Annotated in this window: 7 protein-coding genes; 5 read left to right on the forward strand and 2 right to left on the reverse strand. The window is 68.5% G+C overall.

From position 1 onward, the window contains the following. Nucleotides 1-78: 78 nt before the first annotated feature. Both AC07O8_RS18765 and AC07O8_RS18770 read left to right on the forward strand, forming a co-directional pair. Nucleotides 79-2,514, forward strand: coding sequence for a hypothetical protein (locus AC07O8_RS18765; RefSeq protein WP_495049464.1), 2,436 nt, complete (start codon nucleotides 79-81; stop codon nucleotides 2,512-2,514). 77 nt (nucleotides 2,515-2,591) lie between these two features. Next, complete coding sequence (locus AC07O8_RS18770; RefSeq protein WP_495049465.1) at nucleotides 2,592-4,280, forward strand: ATP-binding protein; 1,689 nt, start codon at nucleotides 2,592-2,594, stop codon at nucleotides 4,278-4,280. A gap of 121 nt (nucleotides 4,281-4,401) precedes the next feature. Here AC07O8_RS18770 and AC07O8_RS18775 read toward each other — a convergent pair whose 3' ends face one another. Then, nucleotides 4,402-6,624: a TonB-dependent siderophore receptor gene (locus tag AC07O8_RS18775; protein ID WP_495049466.1), complete on the reverse strand. Its 2,223-nt coding sequence runs from the start codon at nucleotides 6,622-6,624 to the stop codon at nucleotides 4,402-4,404. A gap of 265 nt (nucleotides 6,625-6,889) precedes the next feature. Beyond that, a complete protein-coding gene (locus AC07O8_RS18780) occupies nucleotides 6,890-7,510 on the reverse strand; it encodes a cysteine dioxygenase family protein (protein WP_495049467.1) in 621 nt (206 codons plus the stop codon). A gap of 153 nt (nucleotides 7,511-7,663) precedes the next feature. Between AC07O8_RS18780 and AC07O8_RS18785 the strand changes: the two genes are divergently transcribed. From AC07O8_RS18785 to AC07O8_RS18795, 3 genes are all read left to right on the forward strand, one after another. Further along, nucleotides 7,664-8,749, forward strand: a complete 1,086-nt coding sequence (locus tag AC07O8_RS18785; protein ID WP_495049468.1) for an LLM class flavin-dependent oxidoreductase — start codon at nucleotides 7,664-7,666, stop codon at nucleotides 8,747-8,749. Nucleotides 8,750-8,786: 37 nt separating this feature from the next. Continuing rightward, nucleotides 8,787-9,797 (forward strand): ABC transporter substrate-binding protein, encoded by a 1,011-nt coding sequence (locus AC07O8_RS18790; protein ID WP_495049469.1) that lies wholly within the window; start codon nucleotides 8,787-8,789, stop codon nucleotides 9,795-9,797. Between the two features lie 114 nt (nucleotides 9,798-9,911). After that, the coding region (locus AC07O8_RS18795) for a hypothetical protein (RefSeq protein ID WP_495049470.1) at nucleotides 9,912-16,629 on the forward strand (6,718 nt) is incomplete at its 3' end.

The raw sequence follows: 16,629 nt of genomic DNA on the forward strand, positions 1-16,629 counted from the left end.
CGATGGTTCCAAAGCCTGTCAGCAGGCATCGCAGTTTTTGCCAAGTTTTCTGCGGCGCCCGTCCCTAGGCTTGCCAGCATGAAACACCTCGCTGCGCCAACGATGTTCAACGCCGACGCCAACGCCAACGCCAACGCCAACGCCAACGCCAACGCCAACGCCAACGCGATCGCGACCACCGACGCCTTCCCGCTCGCCGCGCTGCTGCGTCGCTGGGCGTGGACAGGGCTCTTTCTCCTGGCACCGGCCCTGGCCGCCGATCACCTCGACACGCCGACCGTCATTGCCGACCCCGCCGCCGACATTGGCGATCTCTACGCCTGGACGTCCGCCGACGGCAAGCGCCTGAACCTTGTCATGGACGTCGTCGGCAAGCGCTTCTCCGACCAGGTGCAATACGTCTTCCACGTCGACAGCGGCCAGCGCTTCGGCGCCACGACCGTGGGCACGCGCCTGCTCTGCCAGTTCGATGCCGCCGGCCTCGTCACTTGCTGGGCCGGTCGCGAGGACCGCGTGCAGGGCGACGCCGGCCTGTCGACGGGCCTGTCCAGCCGGGACGGGCGCCTGCGCGTTTTCGCCGGCCAGCGGGACGATCCCTACTTCAACAACGTGCGCGGCACCCGCGCGGCGCTCAACGCGGCGGCCGATGCCGTCCGCACCGGCCTGGCGTCGAAGGACGCCAGCGGCTTCCATCGCTTCGACGGGAAGACCTTGAAACGCGTCGCCGCGCTGTGGGGCCAGACCGAGGGCGGGCCGGCGCGCAACTTCCTCGCGGGATGGACCACGTCGGCGCTGGTCGTCTCGGTGGACCTGGGCCTCGTGAACGCCGGTGGGCCGATGCTGGCCCTCTGGGGACGCACGGAGCGGCGTCAGGCGGCCGGCGAGGCCGGTCCGCCGCCGCCCGGCGCGCCCATCGACCGCATGGGCCGCGCGCTGACCGGCAACGCGCTGCTGGCCACCCTCGGTTCGGACGAGGCGGCGAACGCGCTGAAGGAGGCCTACAACCGCGCCGGTCCCGCCGGCTGGCAGGACTTCGCGCCGGAGATCGGCCGCAACCTCGCGCTGTACGACGGCTTCGACGGCGTGGTCGGGAACCAGTGGCTCGCGGACGCGAAGGACACGTCGCGCGGTCGCTATCGACGTCTGGCCGCGCTGCTGGCCGACGACCGTCTCTGGGTGGACAGCCGGGAGACGCGTTGCGTGCTCTACCTGGCGGTGGAGCGACGCGCCGCCGGGGCGACGATTCCGCCCGACTGCGGCGGCCGCACGCCGCTGGTCAACGTCAACGCGGTGTTCCGCTCGCTGCTGATCCGTGGCACGCCGGACATCGCCGACGACGGCGTCACGCAGGACGATCGCGCGCATTCCACCGTGGCGTTTCCGTTCCTCGCCGCACCGGCGAATGCGGCGGCGTCCGCGACATCGACGCCAACGCCAACGCCAACGCCAACGCCGATGCCGACGCAGACACCGTCACCGACACCCACGGTCGCCACGCCGCGGAACCCGGCCACGACGCAGGGCACGATCGCCGTCGCCAACCTCGATCACCTGATCCGGCAGCACGGCGACGATCCGGCGGCGTTGGAGTTTTCGCTGATGCGTCTGCAGTTCCTGGCCGACTACCGCGTGCTCGATCGCGCGGCCGCGCTCGGCGCGGGCTCATTCGGCGGTGCGGCCGGCAAGACCGCCGGGCTGCGTCGGGCGCGTGCCCTCATGACCCTGCATCGTTTCCAGGAAGCGGAGGCCCTCCTCGACGCCGTCGATGCCACGCCGCTCGAGCGCGCGCCGTTGCTGGTCGCCACCGGGCGGGCGGGTCAGGCCTTGCCCGCGCTGAAGGACGAGGCCGCGCGCCGGCCGGACTTCGCGAGCCTCAGCGCGCTGGCCCGCGCCGAAGCCGCGGTTGGCCGGCTGGAGGAGGCCGACCACCATTACACCCAGGCATTGGCGGCGCTCGACACGACGTGGCCGTTCCCCGCGGCGGCCATTGCGTTCGCTCGTGGGCAGATGTGGGCGGAGCAGGGCGATGACGCCGCCCGCGGCGCAGCCTTCTACGAGGAGGCGCTGCGCCTGCTGCCCGACTACGCGGCCGCCGGCATCCATCTCGCCGAGTTGGATCTCGCCCGCGGCGACGAGGCCGCGGCGCTGGCCAGGCTGACCCGCGTCGTCCGCAACAGCGACGAGCCCGAGGCCCTCGCGCTGCTCGGCGAACTCCACGTGCGGCAGGGCCGGACCTCGCTCGGCCGTGGCGAGATCGCCCGCGCCAGGCGTCGCTACGAGGTCTTGCTGTCCCGGCATCCGCAGGCGTTCGCCGACCACGCCGCCGAGTTCTACCTCGGTGCCGGCCGCAATCCGCGACGCGCCCGGACCTGGGCGCAGGCCAACCTGCGCGAGCGTCCCACGCGGCGCGCCCACCTGCTGGCGATCCGCGCGGCGCAGGCGAACGGCCTGACCCTCGAAGCCGCGTCGCTGCGCGATCGCCTGGGCGCCCGCCACCCACCACGGGGGGCCTGAGCGCGGGCGTCGCCGCACCCGGCTGCGATACTGCGGCGCCCCTTCACTCCGGAAGGGCTCAGCGCCAGCCGCCCGCCATGACCGACGATCCCCGCCACCCTGCCGATCTCCCCGCCGCCGCGGCGAACCCCGAAGCGAGCGCCGAATCGGCATCGCGACACCGGTCCGACGACCTGGCCCAGTTCAGGACGCTGTTCGAGCGCATGGACGAGGGTTACTGCGTCATCGAGTTCATCGACGGGCCGCACGGCCCGTTGAGCGACTACGTGCACGTGCTCGCCAACCCGGCCTACGCCGCCAACGCCGGCATCCAGGACGTGGTCGGCCAGACGGTCCGAGAGATGGTGCCGGACGAGGCCGGCGCCTGGGTCGAGATCTACCGCGAGGTCCTGCTCAGCGGCGTGCCGGTGCGCTTCGAGCGCCAGCTCGAACGGACCGGCCGCCATCTGGAGCTTTCCGCCTTCCGCATCGAGCCGGTCGAGCGCCGCCAGGTCGCCGTGCTGTTCCAGGACGTCACCCGCCGCCATCGCGCCGACCAGGCGCTGCGCGAGCTCAACGAAACGCTGGAGCGCCGCGTGCAGGAAGAGGTCGACCAGCGCCTGCGCACCGAGGAGGCGCTGCGCCAGTCCCAGAAGATGGAGGCCGTCGGTCAACTGACCGGCGGCATCGCGCACGACTTCAACAACATGCTGGCGGTGGTGGTCAGTTCGCTCGACCTGCTGGCGCGCAAGTTCCTGAAGGACGACCCGCTCGCGATGCGCTACGTCAACGCCGCGCGCAACGGCACGCAGCGCGCGGCGCAACTGACGCAACGGCTGCTCGCGTTCTCCCGCCAGCAGCCGCTGCGGCCCGAGGCGATCAACGCCAACCGGCTGGTGGCGGGCATGTCGGACCTGCTGCGCCACTCGATCGGGGGCGCCATCGCGCTGGAGGCCGTGCAGGCCGGCGGCCTGTGGCGCACGCACGCGGACCCCCACCAGCTGGAGAGCGCGATCCTCAACCTCGCGGTCAACGCGCGGGACGCGATGCCCGAGGGCGGGCGTCTCACCATCGAGACCGCGAACGCCCACCTCGACGAGCGCTACGTCGCCGAGCAGATGGGCGTGCTGCCCGGCCAGTACGTGATGGTCGCGGTGAGCGACACCGGCAGCGGCATGACGCCCGATGTCCTGGCGCGGGCCTTCGATCCCTTCTTCACGACCAAGGAAGTGGGCCGCGGCACCGGCCTGGGCCTCAGCCAGGTCTACGGCTTCGTCAAGCAGTCCGGCGGCCACGTGAAGATCTACTCCGAGCCCGGCCAGGGCACGACGGTGAAGATCTACCTGCCGCGCCTGCTCAACGATCACGAGGAGGAGATCGAGTCGCAGCGCGTCCCGCTCGCGTCCGCGAAGCTGGGCCAGGAGACGGTGCTGGTGGTGGAGGACGAGGCGGCGGTGCGCGCGTCCTCCGTCGACGCGTTGACGGAGCTGGGTTACCGCGTGCTCGAGGCCGACGGCGGCGAGGCGGCGCTGAAGCTGCTCGACGCGCATCCCGAGATCGCGCTGGTCTTCGCCGACGTCGTGATGCCGGGCATGAACGGTCGCAAGCTCGCCGACGAGGCGCGACGTCGCCGGCCCGGACTGAAAGTGCTGTTCACCACCGGCTACTCGCGCAACGCCGTCGTGCACAACGGCGTGCTCGATCCCGGCGTGGACCTGCTGGGCAAGCCGTTCACGCTGGACGAACTCGCCGCGGCTGTCCGCGCGGTGCTGGATCGGCCGGACTGATCTGACTGCGGAGGCCGCTGGCCCTCACCCCCCGCCCTCTCCCGCAAGCGGGAGAGGGAGTCCACATCCTCGACCGGAGCGTCGAGGAGACTCTCGATCGAAGCGTCGAGGAGATCCTCGCTCAGAAGCGGTAGGTCGCGTTGACCGACACGGCGCGCGGCGCGCCCCAGGTGTAGGTCGAATACCAGCTGAAGATCGTGTAGTACTTCTTGTCGAAGAGGTTGGTCACGTTGATCGAGGCGGACAGGTTCCTGTTGAACTCGTAGCTCGCCATTGCGTCGAAGATCCAGTAGCCGTCGACGGTGTGGCGCATCGTGCCGCCGCTGGGCGTGGCGATGTCGCCCCAGGTCTTGTCCTGCCAGCGCGCGCCGCCGCCCACGCGCAGTCCGTTCAACGCGCCACCGAACGCGCCACCGAAAGCGCCACCGAAAGCGCCGTCCAGCTTGTGCGTGGTGTACAGGCTGAACTGGTTGGCCGGCGTCAGCGTCGTGACGCGTTCGCCCTGCTGCTTGGACACGCTGTGCGTGTAGCCCGCCTGCAGCTGCCAGCTTGGCGTGACCTGGCCGGAGATCTCGAATTCCACGCCCTTGGTCTTGATGCCGTCTGCCGCGCGGTAGGCGATGCCGCCGGTGGGCGTCTTGCCGCCGGTCTCGATCGCGAAGTTGTCCTGCTGCAGCTGGAAGTAGGCCGCCGACGCATTGAGCCGGCCGTTCAGCCACGAGGCCTTGGCGCCGGCCTCGTAGTTCTTGCCGCGCAGCGGATCCAGCGTGCGGCCGGCCTCGTCCTGCGCGGACTGCGGCGTGAAGATGTCGGTGTAGCTCGCGTACAGCGCGACTTCGCGGGTCAGGTCCCAGACCGCGCCGGCGTAGGGCACGAACACGCCGGACTCGTCCAGCCCCTGCGCCTTGTTGCGATAGGCCGACCAGCGGCCGCCGGTGATCAGCTTCAGGTCGGCGGGCAGGTTCCAGCGCGCGGCGGCGTAGAGGCCGCGCTCGCGCGTCGTCTCGTCGTTGGTGAAGTCCGGCGTGCTGTTCCACACCGGCGCGGGCACCTGGCCGTTCCACTGGTAGTAGTCGGGCACGCTGGTGTCGTAGCCGTTGGCGACGTAGTAGCCGTCGTTCTTCCACTGCCGGCGTGCCAGGCTGCCGCCGACCACCAGCTCGTGCTTGCGGCCGGCCAGCGTGAAGGGGCCGCTGACGTAGACGTCGGCCGCGTCGCTGGTCGTCTTGCCGATGTACTGCCCGATCCACATCGACACGCCGGCGCCGGTCGCCGGATCGGGGAAACCGGAGGCGCCCGCGCCGAGGTTCGCGTCGTAGCCGTTGATCTGGTGATTCAGCTGCAGCTTGGCGACCCAGCCGTTGTCGAAGTCGTGCTCCAGCGTCGCGAAGCCGGTGCGGGTGTACTGCTCCCAGCGGCTCCAGGTCGCGCCGTTGTTGAACGAGCGCGGCCGGTCGTTGAACTCGCCGAGCGAATTCAGCAGCGGGATGCCGCCCCAGCTCGATCCCCTGGGCTTGCTGTCGAGGTAGTCGAAGCCGACGGTGAGCAGCGTGTCGGGCGTGAGGTCGGCCTCGACGATGCCGTAGAGCACCGTGGTCTTGCGCTCGTAGTGGTCGACCTGCGACTGCCGGTCGGTGTAGGCGGCGACGCCGCGGGCGCGGAGGCTGCCGCTCTCGTTGAGCGCGCCGCCGACGTCGACCTCGCTGCGCCACGTGCCCCAGCTGCCGATGCTGGCCGAGGCGTGGCCGCGGAATTCGCGCGTCGGCTTCTTGCGGATCAGGTTGATGGTGGCGCCGGGCGAGCCGCTGCCGGTCAGCAGGCCGGTCGCGCCCTTGAGCACTTCGACGCGGTCGTAGATCGAGGTGTCGCTGAGCGTGTTGCCGGCGGAGTACGACGAATCGCGCGTCATCGGCACGCCGTCGTACTGGAAGTTCTGGACCGCGAAGCCGCGCGAGTAGTACTCGGTGCGTTCGCTGTCGTAGGTGACGATGCTGATGCCCGGGGTCTGCGCCATCACGTCGTCGATGGACGTGAGGTTGAAGTCGTCCATCTTCTGGCGCGTGATCACGCTGATGGATTGCGGCGTCTCCTTGGGCGAGAGCACCAGGCGCGTCGCCGTGGCGATGGTGCCGGAGGCATAGGAGCCGGACTTCTCGGTGATCTCGCCGAGGCGGTTGGCGTTGACGGTGACCGAGGGCAGCGCGACGTCAGCCGCGGCGGCGGAGGCCGCCGACGCCGCAGGCGCAGCGGCAGCGGCAGCGGCAGCGGGCTTGGCCGGCGCTTCCTGCGCCAGGACCGGCGTGGCGATCAGGAGGCCGGCGCCGGACAGGGCGGCGGCGAGCAAGGGAAGCGCAGGGCGGGGCAAGCCGCGCGAGGACCGGAGTGAAGTGGGCATGGCAGGGCGTCTCCTGCCGTGGCCCTCAGGGGAGGGGCATCACGTCGGCCTGTGCCGCGGAGATCTAGGTGATGAGGTGAGACATGGTCGAGCGGACCGCGAGTTGTTGATAATAATTCTCAATTGAGAAGTTTCTCATTTGAATTGGTCGTGTATTCGCACAAGCGCCAGCAGGGGCACGTCTGTTGACTGCTGCAGCTGCTCGCCCCGGCAGTCAGGCCGGCGGCGAATACCCTGACACGAAGCGATGTGGCGTGCCATCGGCGTCGTAGGTCGAGCGCTCGATGCGGCCGATATCGGCGCCATAGACGTGGATGCTGATGGAGACCTGACCCTCGACCGCGTTGTGCACGCGGTGGATGTCCCCGAGCCGCGGTGAGACGGCTTCGACCTGACCGGGTGACAGCCGCACCGGCGGACCGTCCGGCACCAGCGCGTGAGGGCCGGTGAAGCGGTAGCCCTGCGAGTCCTCCGCGCCGCGCAGCATGCCGATCAGTCCCCAGACGGTGTGATCGTGGATGGGCGTGGCCTGCCCCGGTCCCCAGACGAAAGACACGACCGAGAAGCGCCCCTGCGCGTCGACGTGAAGCGGGTACTGCCGATAGCGATCGGCGCCCGGTTGCGCGTGGCTCGACGGCAGCCAGTCGTCGCGCGCGACCAGCTCCGCGAGCAGCGGGCGCAACGCGGCCAGCAACTCGGACTCGCGCAGGCCTTGATCGAGCAGATCTTCGGTGCCGTCGATGAAGCGTGCCAAAGGCGCCGGTGCGGCGGATGGCGCGGATGTCGTGGAAAGCGCGGACGCCGCGTCGGGCGTCTCGACCTCGGGCTGTGGCATGTCGATTCCCCTCATCGGACCGGCCCAGTGTGGGCTTGGCGCTGGCGGCCGTGAATCCTGCAATCCGAGCATGGAAAGTCGGATTCGTTCTTTGCGGGCCGCCGCCCGGGTCCCTACGGTCTGGTCCTGTCCGACCCACGCAGAGCACGCAGCATGAGCATCCAATTCATCGGCATGATCCAGTCGCAGAAGACCTCCGAGATCCACCCGGCCAGCGGCCCGGTCGTCGATCCGCACTATGTGACCGCCTTCGCCCAGGCGCACGAGGCGGCGGGCTTCGACCGCATCCTGGTGCCGCACCATTCCACGGGGCCGAGCGCGCAGCTGACGATCGCCCACGCGGCGGCGCACACCTCGCGCATCGGATTCCTGCTGGCCCACCGGCCGGGCTTCGTCGCACCGACGCTGGCCGCGCGGGAGCTCGCGACGCTGGATCAGTTCACCGGCGGCCGGCTGGCGGTGCACGTGATCTCCGGCGGCTCGGACGCCGAGCAACGCCGCGACGGGGACTACCTCGACCACGACCAGCGCTACGAGCGGACGGACGAGTACGTCGGCCTGCTGCGGCGGTTGTGGACCAGCGACCAGCCCTTCGACCATGCGGGCACGCATTACCGCTTCGACGGCGGATTCAGCGAGGTGAAGCCGCGCCAGTCGCCGCACCTCCCCGTGTTCTTCGGCGGCGCGTCCGACGCGGCGCTGCCTGTGGCGGGCAAGCATGCGGACGTCTATGCGCTGTGGGGCGAGTCGCTGGAGCAGACCGCCGACCTGACGCGGCGCGTGCGCGCGGAGGCGGCGCGACACGGGCGGGGCATCGGGTTCTCCGTGTCCTTCCGGCCCATCCTCGCAGACAACGAGGAGGCGGCCTGGGCGCGCGCCGAGCGCATCCTGGCGGACACGCGCCGCCTGCGCGTCGCCGCGGGCTACAGCCGCGGCGGGCCGCAGCAGAGCGAGGGCGCGCGGCGCTTGTTGGCCGCGGCGGAGAAGGGCAGCCGCGTCGACAAACGCCTGTGGACCGAGATCGCGCGCGAGACCGGCGCGCGGCACAACAGCACCGCGCTGGTCGGCACGCCGGAGCAGGTGGCCGAGGCGCTGCTCGACTACTACGACCTGGGCGTCACGACCTTCCTGATCCGGGGCTTCGATCCGCTCGAAGACGCGATCGACTACGGCCGCGAGCTGATCCCGCGCACCCGGGCGCTCGTCGAGCAGCGGCTGGCGCAGCGCCAGGCCGCTTGAACGGGACCCGCTTCACCTTCTCAGCTTCGAGGACTGCATGAGCATTGATTTCAAGGACGACGTCGTCGTCAACGGCACCGACGATGCCAAGAGCCGGTCCGAGGCTCACGACCGGTCGCGCCGTCGCGTGCTGTCCGGCGGCGCCGCGCTCGCGGCGCTCGCCGCCGTTCCCTACGTGCGCTCCGCGCGCGCGCAGGGCCGCGTCGTGGTGAAGGCCGGCGACCAGAAGGGCAACCTGCGCGCGCTGCTGGAAGCGGCGGATGAACTGCGCCAACTGCCCTACGACATCCAGTGGAGCGAGTTTCCCGCCGCCGCGCCGCTGGCCGAGGCGCTCAACGCGGAAGCCGTCGACTTCGGCCCGATCGGCGACGCGCCGCTGCTGTTCGCGATCGCCGCCGGGACGCGCATCAAGGCCTTCGCGGTGAACCGGTCCGATGCCTACGGCACGGCGGTGCTGGTACGGCCGGATTCGCCGCTGACCACGGCGGCCGACCTGAAGGACAAGTCCATCGGCACGAACCGAGGTTCGATCGGTCACTTCATCGCGTTGAAGGCGCTGGCCTCGGCGGGACTGAAGCCGGAGGACGCGCAGGTACGCTTCCTGCCGCCGGCCGAGGCCAAGCTCGCGTTGACGCAGGGCTCGCTCGACGCGTGGGCGACGTGGGAGCCTTACACGGCGCTCGCGGAGACGGCCGGCCATGCGCGCGTGCTGGTGAGCGGGCGAGGGCAATGGTCGGGGCTGAGCTTTCTGGCGGCGACCGACAAGGCGCTCGCGACCAAGCGCGAAGCGCTGGCGGACCTGGCGCAGCGCGTGAAGCGTGCGCAGGCCTGGTCCTATCAACACGTGCCGGAGTTCTCCGCGACGCTGGCGCGGATCATCGGCATTCCGGTCGAGGCGGCGCGTCTGCAGTTCGAGCGTCGCGCCACGCGCTGGATCGCGCTGGACGACCAGGTGCTCGCGGACCAGCAGCGCAGCGCGGATTTCTATCTGCAGGTGGGGCTGCTCAAGCAGCGCCTTGACGTGCGGCCGACCATCACGCGGGTCTGAGTCAAAAAAATTTGCGGATCGCCTAAACCGCTCTCCAAAAGTCCGGACAACTTCCCCAGAGGCTGCTTTCCTGCGGCCCGTACATGGGGCGGCACGGGCCGCGGGGAGTGAGAGATGGTGGCGATCGTTGCGGGCAATGGCCTGGGTCTGAGTCTGGGTTCGCTGGGCGGGCTGGGGTCACGGGGATCGTTCGGGGACTCGACGCTGGGTCGGGCGGGAGCGCTGGCCTACGTCAACGCGTCGACCGGCAACCTGATCCTGCAGAACCAGGACGAGCTGCTCGCCGGACACGGCCTGAGCGCTTCCAGCCTGCGGACGTACAACAGCCAGGGCCAGCTCAACGACGACAACGGTGACAACTGGACGCTGGGGCTGTATGCCCGCCAGATCCAGCTCTTCGGCACGGTCAACACGGCGGGCAGCACGATCCAGCGCATCGGCCGGGATGGCGCGGTGCAGGTGTTCAGCTTCAACACGAGCACCGGCACCTACCTCTCGACGGCGGGCGCTGGCGCGCACGACGTCATCGAGTACGTCGCGGGGACCGGGGAACTGGTCTGGACCGAGGGCAGCACGCGGCTGCGCGAGCGTTATGACGCGCAAGGTCGGCTGATCGCCACCAACGACGCTGCGGGCAACTCGCTGCAGTACACGTACGGGTCCAACGGCCTGGTGTCCCTGGTCAGCCATGGCAACGGCACGCAGCGGACCTACTACGACTACAACGGCACGCTGCTGACGCAGATCCGTACCGTCGGCCAGGACGGTACGAGCGAGACGCGCGTGCGCTATGGCTACGACGCCAGCAACCGCCTCAGCACCGTCACGGTGGACCTGACGCCGCAGGATGGCTCGATTGCCGACGGCAAGGTCTACCAGACGACCTACACCTACGACGGCGCGAGCACGCGCGTGGCCAGCGTCGCGCAGAGCGATGGCACGAGCCTGGCCATCACCTACAGGCTCGTGGGCAGCGACTACCGGGTGGAGACGCTCACCGACGCGCTGGGCGCGGTGACGCGCTTCGCGTACGACACGGCCAACCGCCGCACGGCGGTGACCGACGCGCGGCTGCAGAACACCGTCTACACCTACGACGCACAAGGGCAGTTGCTGCAGGTCGACGCGCCGGCGGTCAACGGGATCATCGCCAGCACGAGCTTCCAGTACAACGGCAACGGCGATGTGACGCGCGTCACCGACGGGGAAGGGCGCTGGGTCGCGACCGACTACGACGGCTGGGGCAATGCGACGAGGCAGACGGATAGCGCTGGCAATGTCGTCGTCCGTGCGTACAACGGGTCGCAGCAGCTCATCGCGGAATCGGTGGCCGGAGATGGATCGAGCACATCGGCTTCGACGCGCTTCATCTACGCCCAGTCCAACCCGACGCAACTCCGCTTCCAGATCAGCCCGGAAGGCCGGGTGACCGAGTACCGCTACAACGGCTTCGGCGAGCGGACGGCGGCGATCCAGTACGCCGCAGGCGCTTACGCGGTGGCAGGCCTTGCCTACGACGCCGTGCCGAGCGAAGCCACGATGGCAACGTGGGCCTCGGGCCGCGATTTGACTCGCACGCAACGTCAGGACTTCGAGTACGACGGCCTGGGGCAACTGGCGAAGTCCATCGAGTACGGCAAGGTCGACGCACAAGGCGTCGGCATCGCGGATGACACGCGCTCGGTGACCCAGTACGTCTACGACCGGCACGGCAAGCTGCTCTCGACGATCAATCCGCGCAACGGAACGACGAGCTACACGTACGACGGTCTGGGGCGAGTGCGCACGACCACGGACGCCGCGCAGCGCCTCACGACGACGATCTACGACGATGCCAATCGCAAGATCCAGGTCTCGGCGTTCAACGGGCTGATCACGACGAGCAGCTACGACCGCGGGGGGCGTTTGGTCTCCGTGCTCGAAGGCAGCGCGCAGACGACGAACCTCGGCGAGACCACCTACGCCTACGAGGCGCGCAACCAACTGCTGATGAGCAAGGATGCGACGGGGAATCGGCACTGGTACGTCTACGACGCGGCGGGCCGCCGAGTCGGTGATGTGGACGCACTCGGCACCTTGACCGAGTACCGCTTCGACAGGAACGGGCAGATCACGTCGACGCTGCGGTACGGCACGTTGATCAATACCGCGGTGCTGGTGGACGGCTCAGGCAATCCGCTGACGGTGTCCATCGACGCATTGCGTCCCGCGGTGACCGCGAAGGACCAGCGCGGCTGGCGCGTGTACGACGAGGTCAACCGGCTCGTGAAGGAAGTGAGCGCGTTGGGCGAGGTGGTCGAGTACACCTACGACCGGAGCTCACGCGTGGTGATGACCCGCCGGTACGCGACCTTGATCGATGTCTCGACGCTGGGTGACAAGCCGGTCGCCAGCGCGATCGCACCCGCGCAGAACGCGGGCGACGGCTGGACGCGCACGTTCTACGACGCGGACGGCCGGGTGGCCGCCACGCTCGATGCGGTCGGGACGGTGGTGGAGAGCCAGTACGACGACGCCGGCAGACTCGTGACCACGGTGCGGCGCGCCAACCGTGCGCCGAGCGCGCTGATGGCGACGGGGACCTTGGCACAGGTGCGTCCGACGCCGGCCGATGGCGATGCGACCACACGCTACTTCTACGACGCGCAAGGCCGTCTGGCCGCCACGCTGGACGCGCTCAACTACCTCACCGAGAAGAGCTACGACGCCAACGACAACGTGGTTCGCGAGCTGCGGTATTCGGCGAAGAGTCCGGCTGCGACGTCAGCCAGCAGCGTCGCCTCGCTGCGCAGCGGCGCGGTGATGCAGGAATCGGGCTGGAGCTACGACGCGGTGGACCGCGTGCTCACGCAGAGCACGGATCCCGCGGGTCTCAACCTCACGACGCGCTACCAGTACGACGATGCGAATCGGCGCCTCGACGTGACCGACCCGGCGGGCACGGTGACGCGAACGGTCTATGACGTGCAAGGCAACGCGCGCAGCGTGACGGTGGACCAGGGCGGGCTCGGTCTGACGACGTCGTCGACGTACGACGCGGAAGGCCGGGTGCTCACGACCACCGATGCCGCGGGGACAGTGACGCAGTACGGGTATGACGCGCTGGGGCGGAAGGCGTCGCAGCGCGTCGATCCGGCTGGACTCAACATCACGACCGGCTACACCTACGACGCGCAAGGCAACCTCGCCCGGGTCACGGATCCGAACGGGAAGGTGACGCGCTACGTCTACGACGCGCAGGGGCGACTGAAGTACACGCTCGATGCGGAGTACGGGTTAAGCGAGAACGTGTATGACGGACTGGGCCGCGTCGCGGAGACCGTCCGATACGCCGCAAAGCAGACCGGCATCGATACCTTCGACATCGGGCAGGGGCTGATCTCCAACAGCTTTGTATCGATCACTCGGAACGCAAGCTCTGATCTGGTGACTCGTTCCGTCTATGACGCGGCGGGTCGTCAGACCTACAGCGTGGACGCGGCCGGCTCGGTCACTCAGTTCGAGTACGACACGGCTGGGCGTGTGATCGCCAAGCGAGAGCTGGCCAACGCCGTTCCCTCCGGCAAGGGCTTGAAGATCACGAACAGCGACGGCGGCTGGCACATTGCGTCGAAGGCCCTGGGCACCTTCAGCAAGGGGGACGTGGTCACGGCGACCATTCGCTACAAGGCCACGCCTGGGCTGCGGGGAGAAATTTTCCTTGGGGATGCCGGCGGGCCGGACCCTTACGACAACGACACATCGACAGCCTCGTACGAGGTTGACGGCTGGCGCACGCTGACGCTCACGCAAGTGATGTCGCACGACGATGCGATGTACGTGTACCTGTACAACCTGGTGCAGTCGGCGGATCCGAACGCCGGGGTGATCTACGACGGTCTTCGCATCAGCAGCGTGATGAAGGGTGGGGTGGTGTCGGAGGACTTCGAGCAGCCCGACATCCAGAGCCGCGGCTGGTGGCTGGAGCCCGGGGCGTTCGTGAGTACTTCGGACTTCGTCGGAGCGGGCAGCTCGGCGGCGTTCAACGGGTTCCTGTCGACGTTGTCGGATCCGGTGCGAGATCGCATCACGCGCTACGTCTATGACGCAGCGGGTCGTCAGACCTACAGCGTGGACGCGGCCGGCTCGGTGACGCAGTTCGACTACGACGCGGCAGGGCGGGTGATCGCCAAGCGCGAACTCGCCAACGCGGTGCCTTCAGGCAAGGGCCTGAAGCTGAGCAACACGGACGGTGGCTGGCATATCGCCTCCAAGGCGCTGGGAACCTTCAGCAAAGGCGATGTGGTCACCGCGACGGTCCGGTTCAAGGCGACGCCGGGCACGCGCGGAGAGATGTTCCTCGGGGATGCGGGGGGACCGGATCCCTATGACAACTCGTCGTCGACCTACTCTTACGACGCGGACGGCTGGCAGACACTGACCCTCACGCAGGTGATGTCGCACGACGACGCGATGTACGTCTATCTGTACAACCTGGTGCAGTCGGCCGATCCGAGTGCGGGGGTGATCTACGACAACCTGCGCATCAGCAGCGTGATGAAGGGCGAGGTGGTCTCGGAGGACTTCGATCAACCGGGCGTCGCGGATCGCTGGTGGGCCGAGCCGGGCTGGTCGCTGGCGACGACGGAGGCGGTCGGCGCGGGGAGTCAGGTGGCGTTTGCGAAGTTGCTGCCGACGCTGCTGGATCCAGTGCGGGATCGCACGACGCGCTACGTCTATGACGCAGCGGGTCGTCAGACCTACAGCGTGGACGCGGCCGGCTCGGTGACGCAGTTCGAGTACGACGCGGCGGGGCGTGTGATCGCCGAGCGCGAACTGGCCAATGCGATGCCGTCGGGCAGGGGCCTGAGGCTGAGCAACACGGACGGTGGCTGGCATATCGCATCGAAGCCGCTGGGCACGTTCAGCAAGGGCGACGTCGTCACCGCCACGGTGCGCTTCAAGGCGACGCCGGGGACGCGCGGCGAGATGTTCCTGGGAGACGCGGGCGGGCCGGATCCTTACGACAACTCTTCGTCGACCTACTCTTATGACGCGGATGGTTGGCAGACGCTGAAGCTCACACAGGTGATGTCGCACGACGACACGCTGATGGTCTACCTGTACAACCTGGTGCAGTCGGCGGATCCGAGTGCGGGGGTGATCTACGACAACCTGCGCATCAGCAGCGTGATGAAGGGCGAGGTGGTCTCGGAGGACTTCGATCAACCGGGCGTCGCGGATCGCTGGTGGGCCGAGCCGGGCTGGTCGCTGGCGACCACGGAGTCGGTGGGTGCGGGAAGCCAGGTGGCACTTGCGAAGCTGCTGCCGACGCTGCTGGATCCAGTGCGGGATCGAACGACTCGCTACGTCTATGACGCAGCAGGTCGCCAGACTTACAGCGTGGATGCGGCCGGCTCGGTGACGCAGTTCGAGTACGACGCGGCGGGGCGTGTGATCGCCAAGCGCGAGCTTGCCAATGCGGTGCCGTCGGGCAAGGGCCTGAAGTTGGTCAACGCCGATGGCGGTTGGTATACCGCATCAAGGCCCTTGGGCACATTCAGCAAGGGGGACGTGGTCACTGCGACGGTGCGGTTCAAGATGACGCCAGGGCTGCTGGCGCATATGTTCCTGGGCGACGCCGGCGGCCCGGATCCGTATGACAACAATGTGGATCAGTACGCCACCGACGCCGACGGTTGGCAGACGTTGACACTGACACGGGTGATGTCTCACGACGACGTCATGTTCGTGTACCTGTACAACCTCTCGCCGTCGGGTGATCCCGATGCCGGCATCATCTATGACAACGTTCGCGTCAGCAGCACGCTGAAGGGCGAGGTGCTGACGGAGGACTTCGAGCAGGCCAACCTTCAAGGTCGAGGCTGGTCGTTCGCTCCGAATGCATTGCTGGTGGCGACAGAATCCGTCGGCGCTGGGAGTCATGCAGGTTTGTCGAGGTTCCTGCCGACGTTGCTGGACCCGGCTCGGGATCGCACCACGCGTTATGTCTATGACGCTGTCGGACGTCAAATCTACGGCGTGGACCCGGCCGGTTCGGTGACGAAGCTCGAGTACGACGCGGCTGGGCGTGTGATCTCCAAGCGAGAGCTCGCCAACGCCATTCCCTCCGGCAAGGGCTTGAAGATCACGAACAGCGACGGTGGCTGGCACATTGCGTCGAAGGCCCTGGGCACCTTCAGCAAGGGGGACGTGGTCACGGCAACCATTCGCTACAAGGCCACGCCTGGGCTGCGGGGAGAAATTTTTCTTGGGGATGCCGGCGGGCCGGACCCTTACGACAACGACACGTCGACAGCCTCGTACGAGGTTGACGGCTGGCGCACGCTGACGCTCACGCAGGTGATGTCGCACGACGATGCGATGTACGTGTACCTGTACAACCTGGTGCAGTCGGCGGATCCGAACGCCGGGGTGATCTACGACGGTCTTCGCATCAGCAGCGTGATGAAGGGCGTGGTGGTGTCGGAGGACTTCGAGCAGCCCGACATCCAGAGCCGCGGCTGGTGGCTGGAGCCCGGGGCGTTCGTGAGTACTTCGGACTTCGTCGGAGCGGGCAGCTCGGCGGCGTTCAACGGGTTGCTGTCGACGTTGTCGGACCCGGTACGAGATCGCATCACGCGCTACGTCTATGACGCAGCGGGTCGTCAGACTTACAGCGTGGATGCGGCCGGCTCAGTGACGCAGTTCGACTACGACGCGACAGGGCGAGTGATCGCCAAGCGCGAACTCGCGAACGCGGTGCCTTCAGGCAAGGGCCTGAGGCTGAGCAACACGGACGGTGGCTGGCATATCGCATCGAAGCCGCTGGGCACGTTCAGCAAGGGCGACG

It is taken from the genome of Roseateles sp. GW821-FHT09G09 (assembly GCF_059415965.1).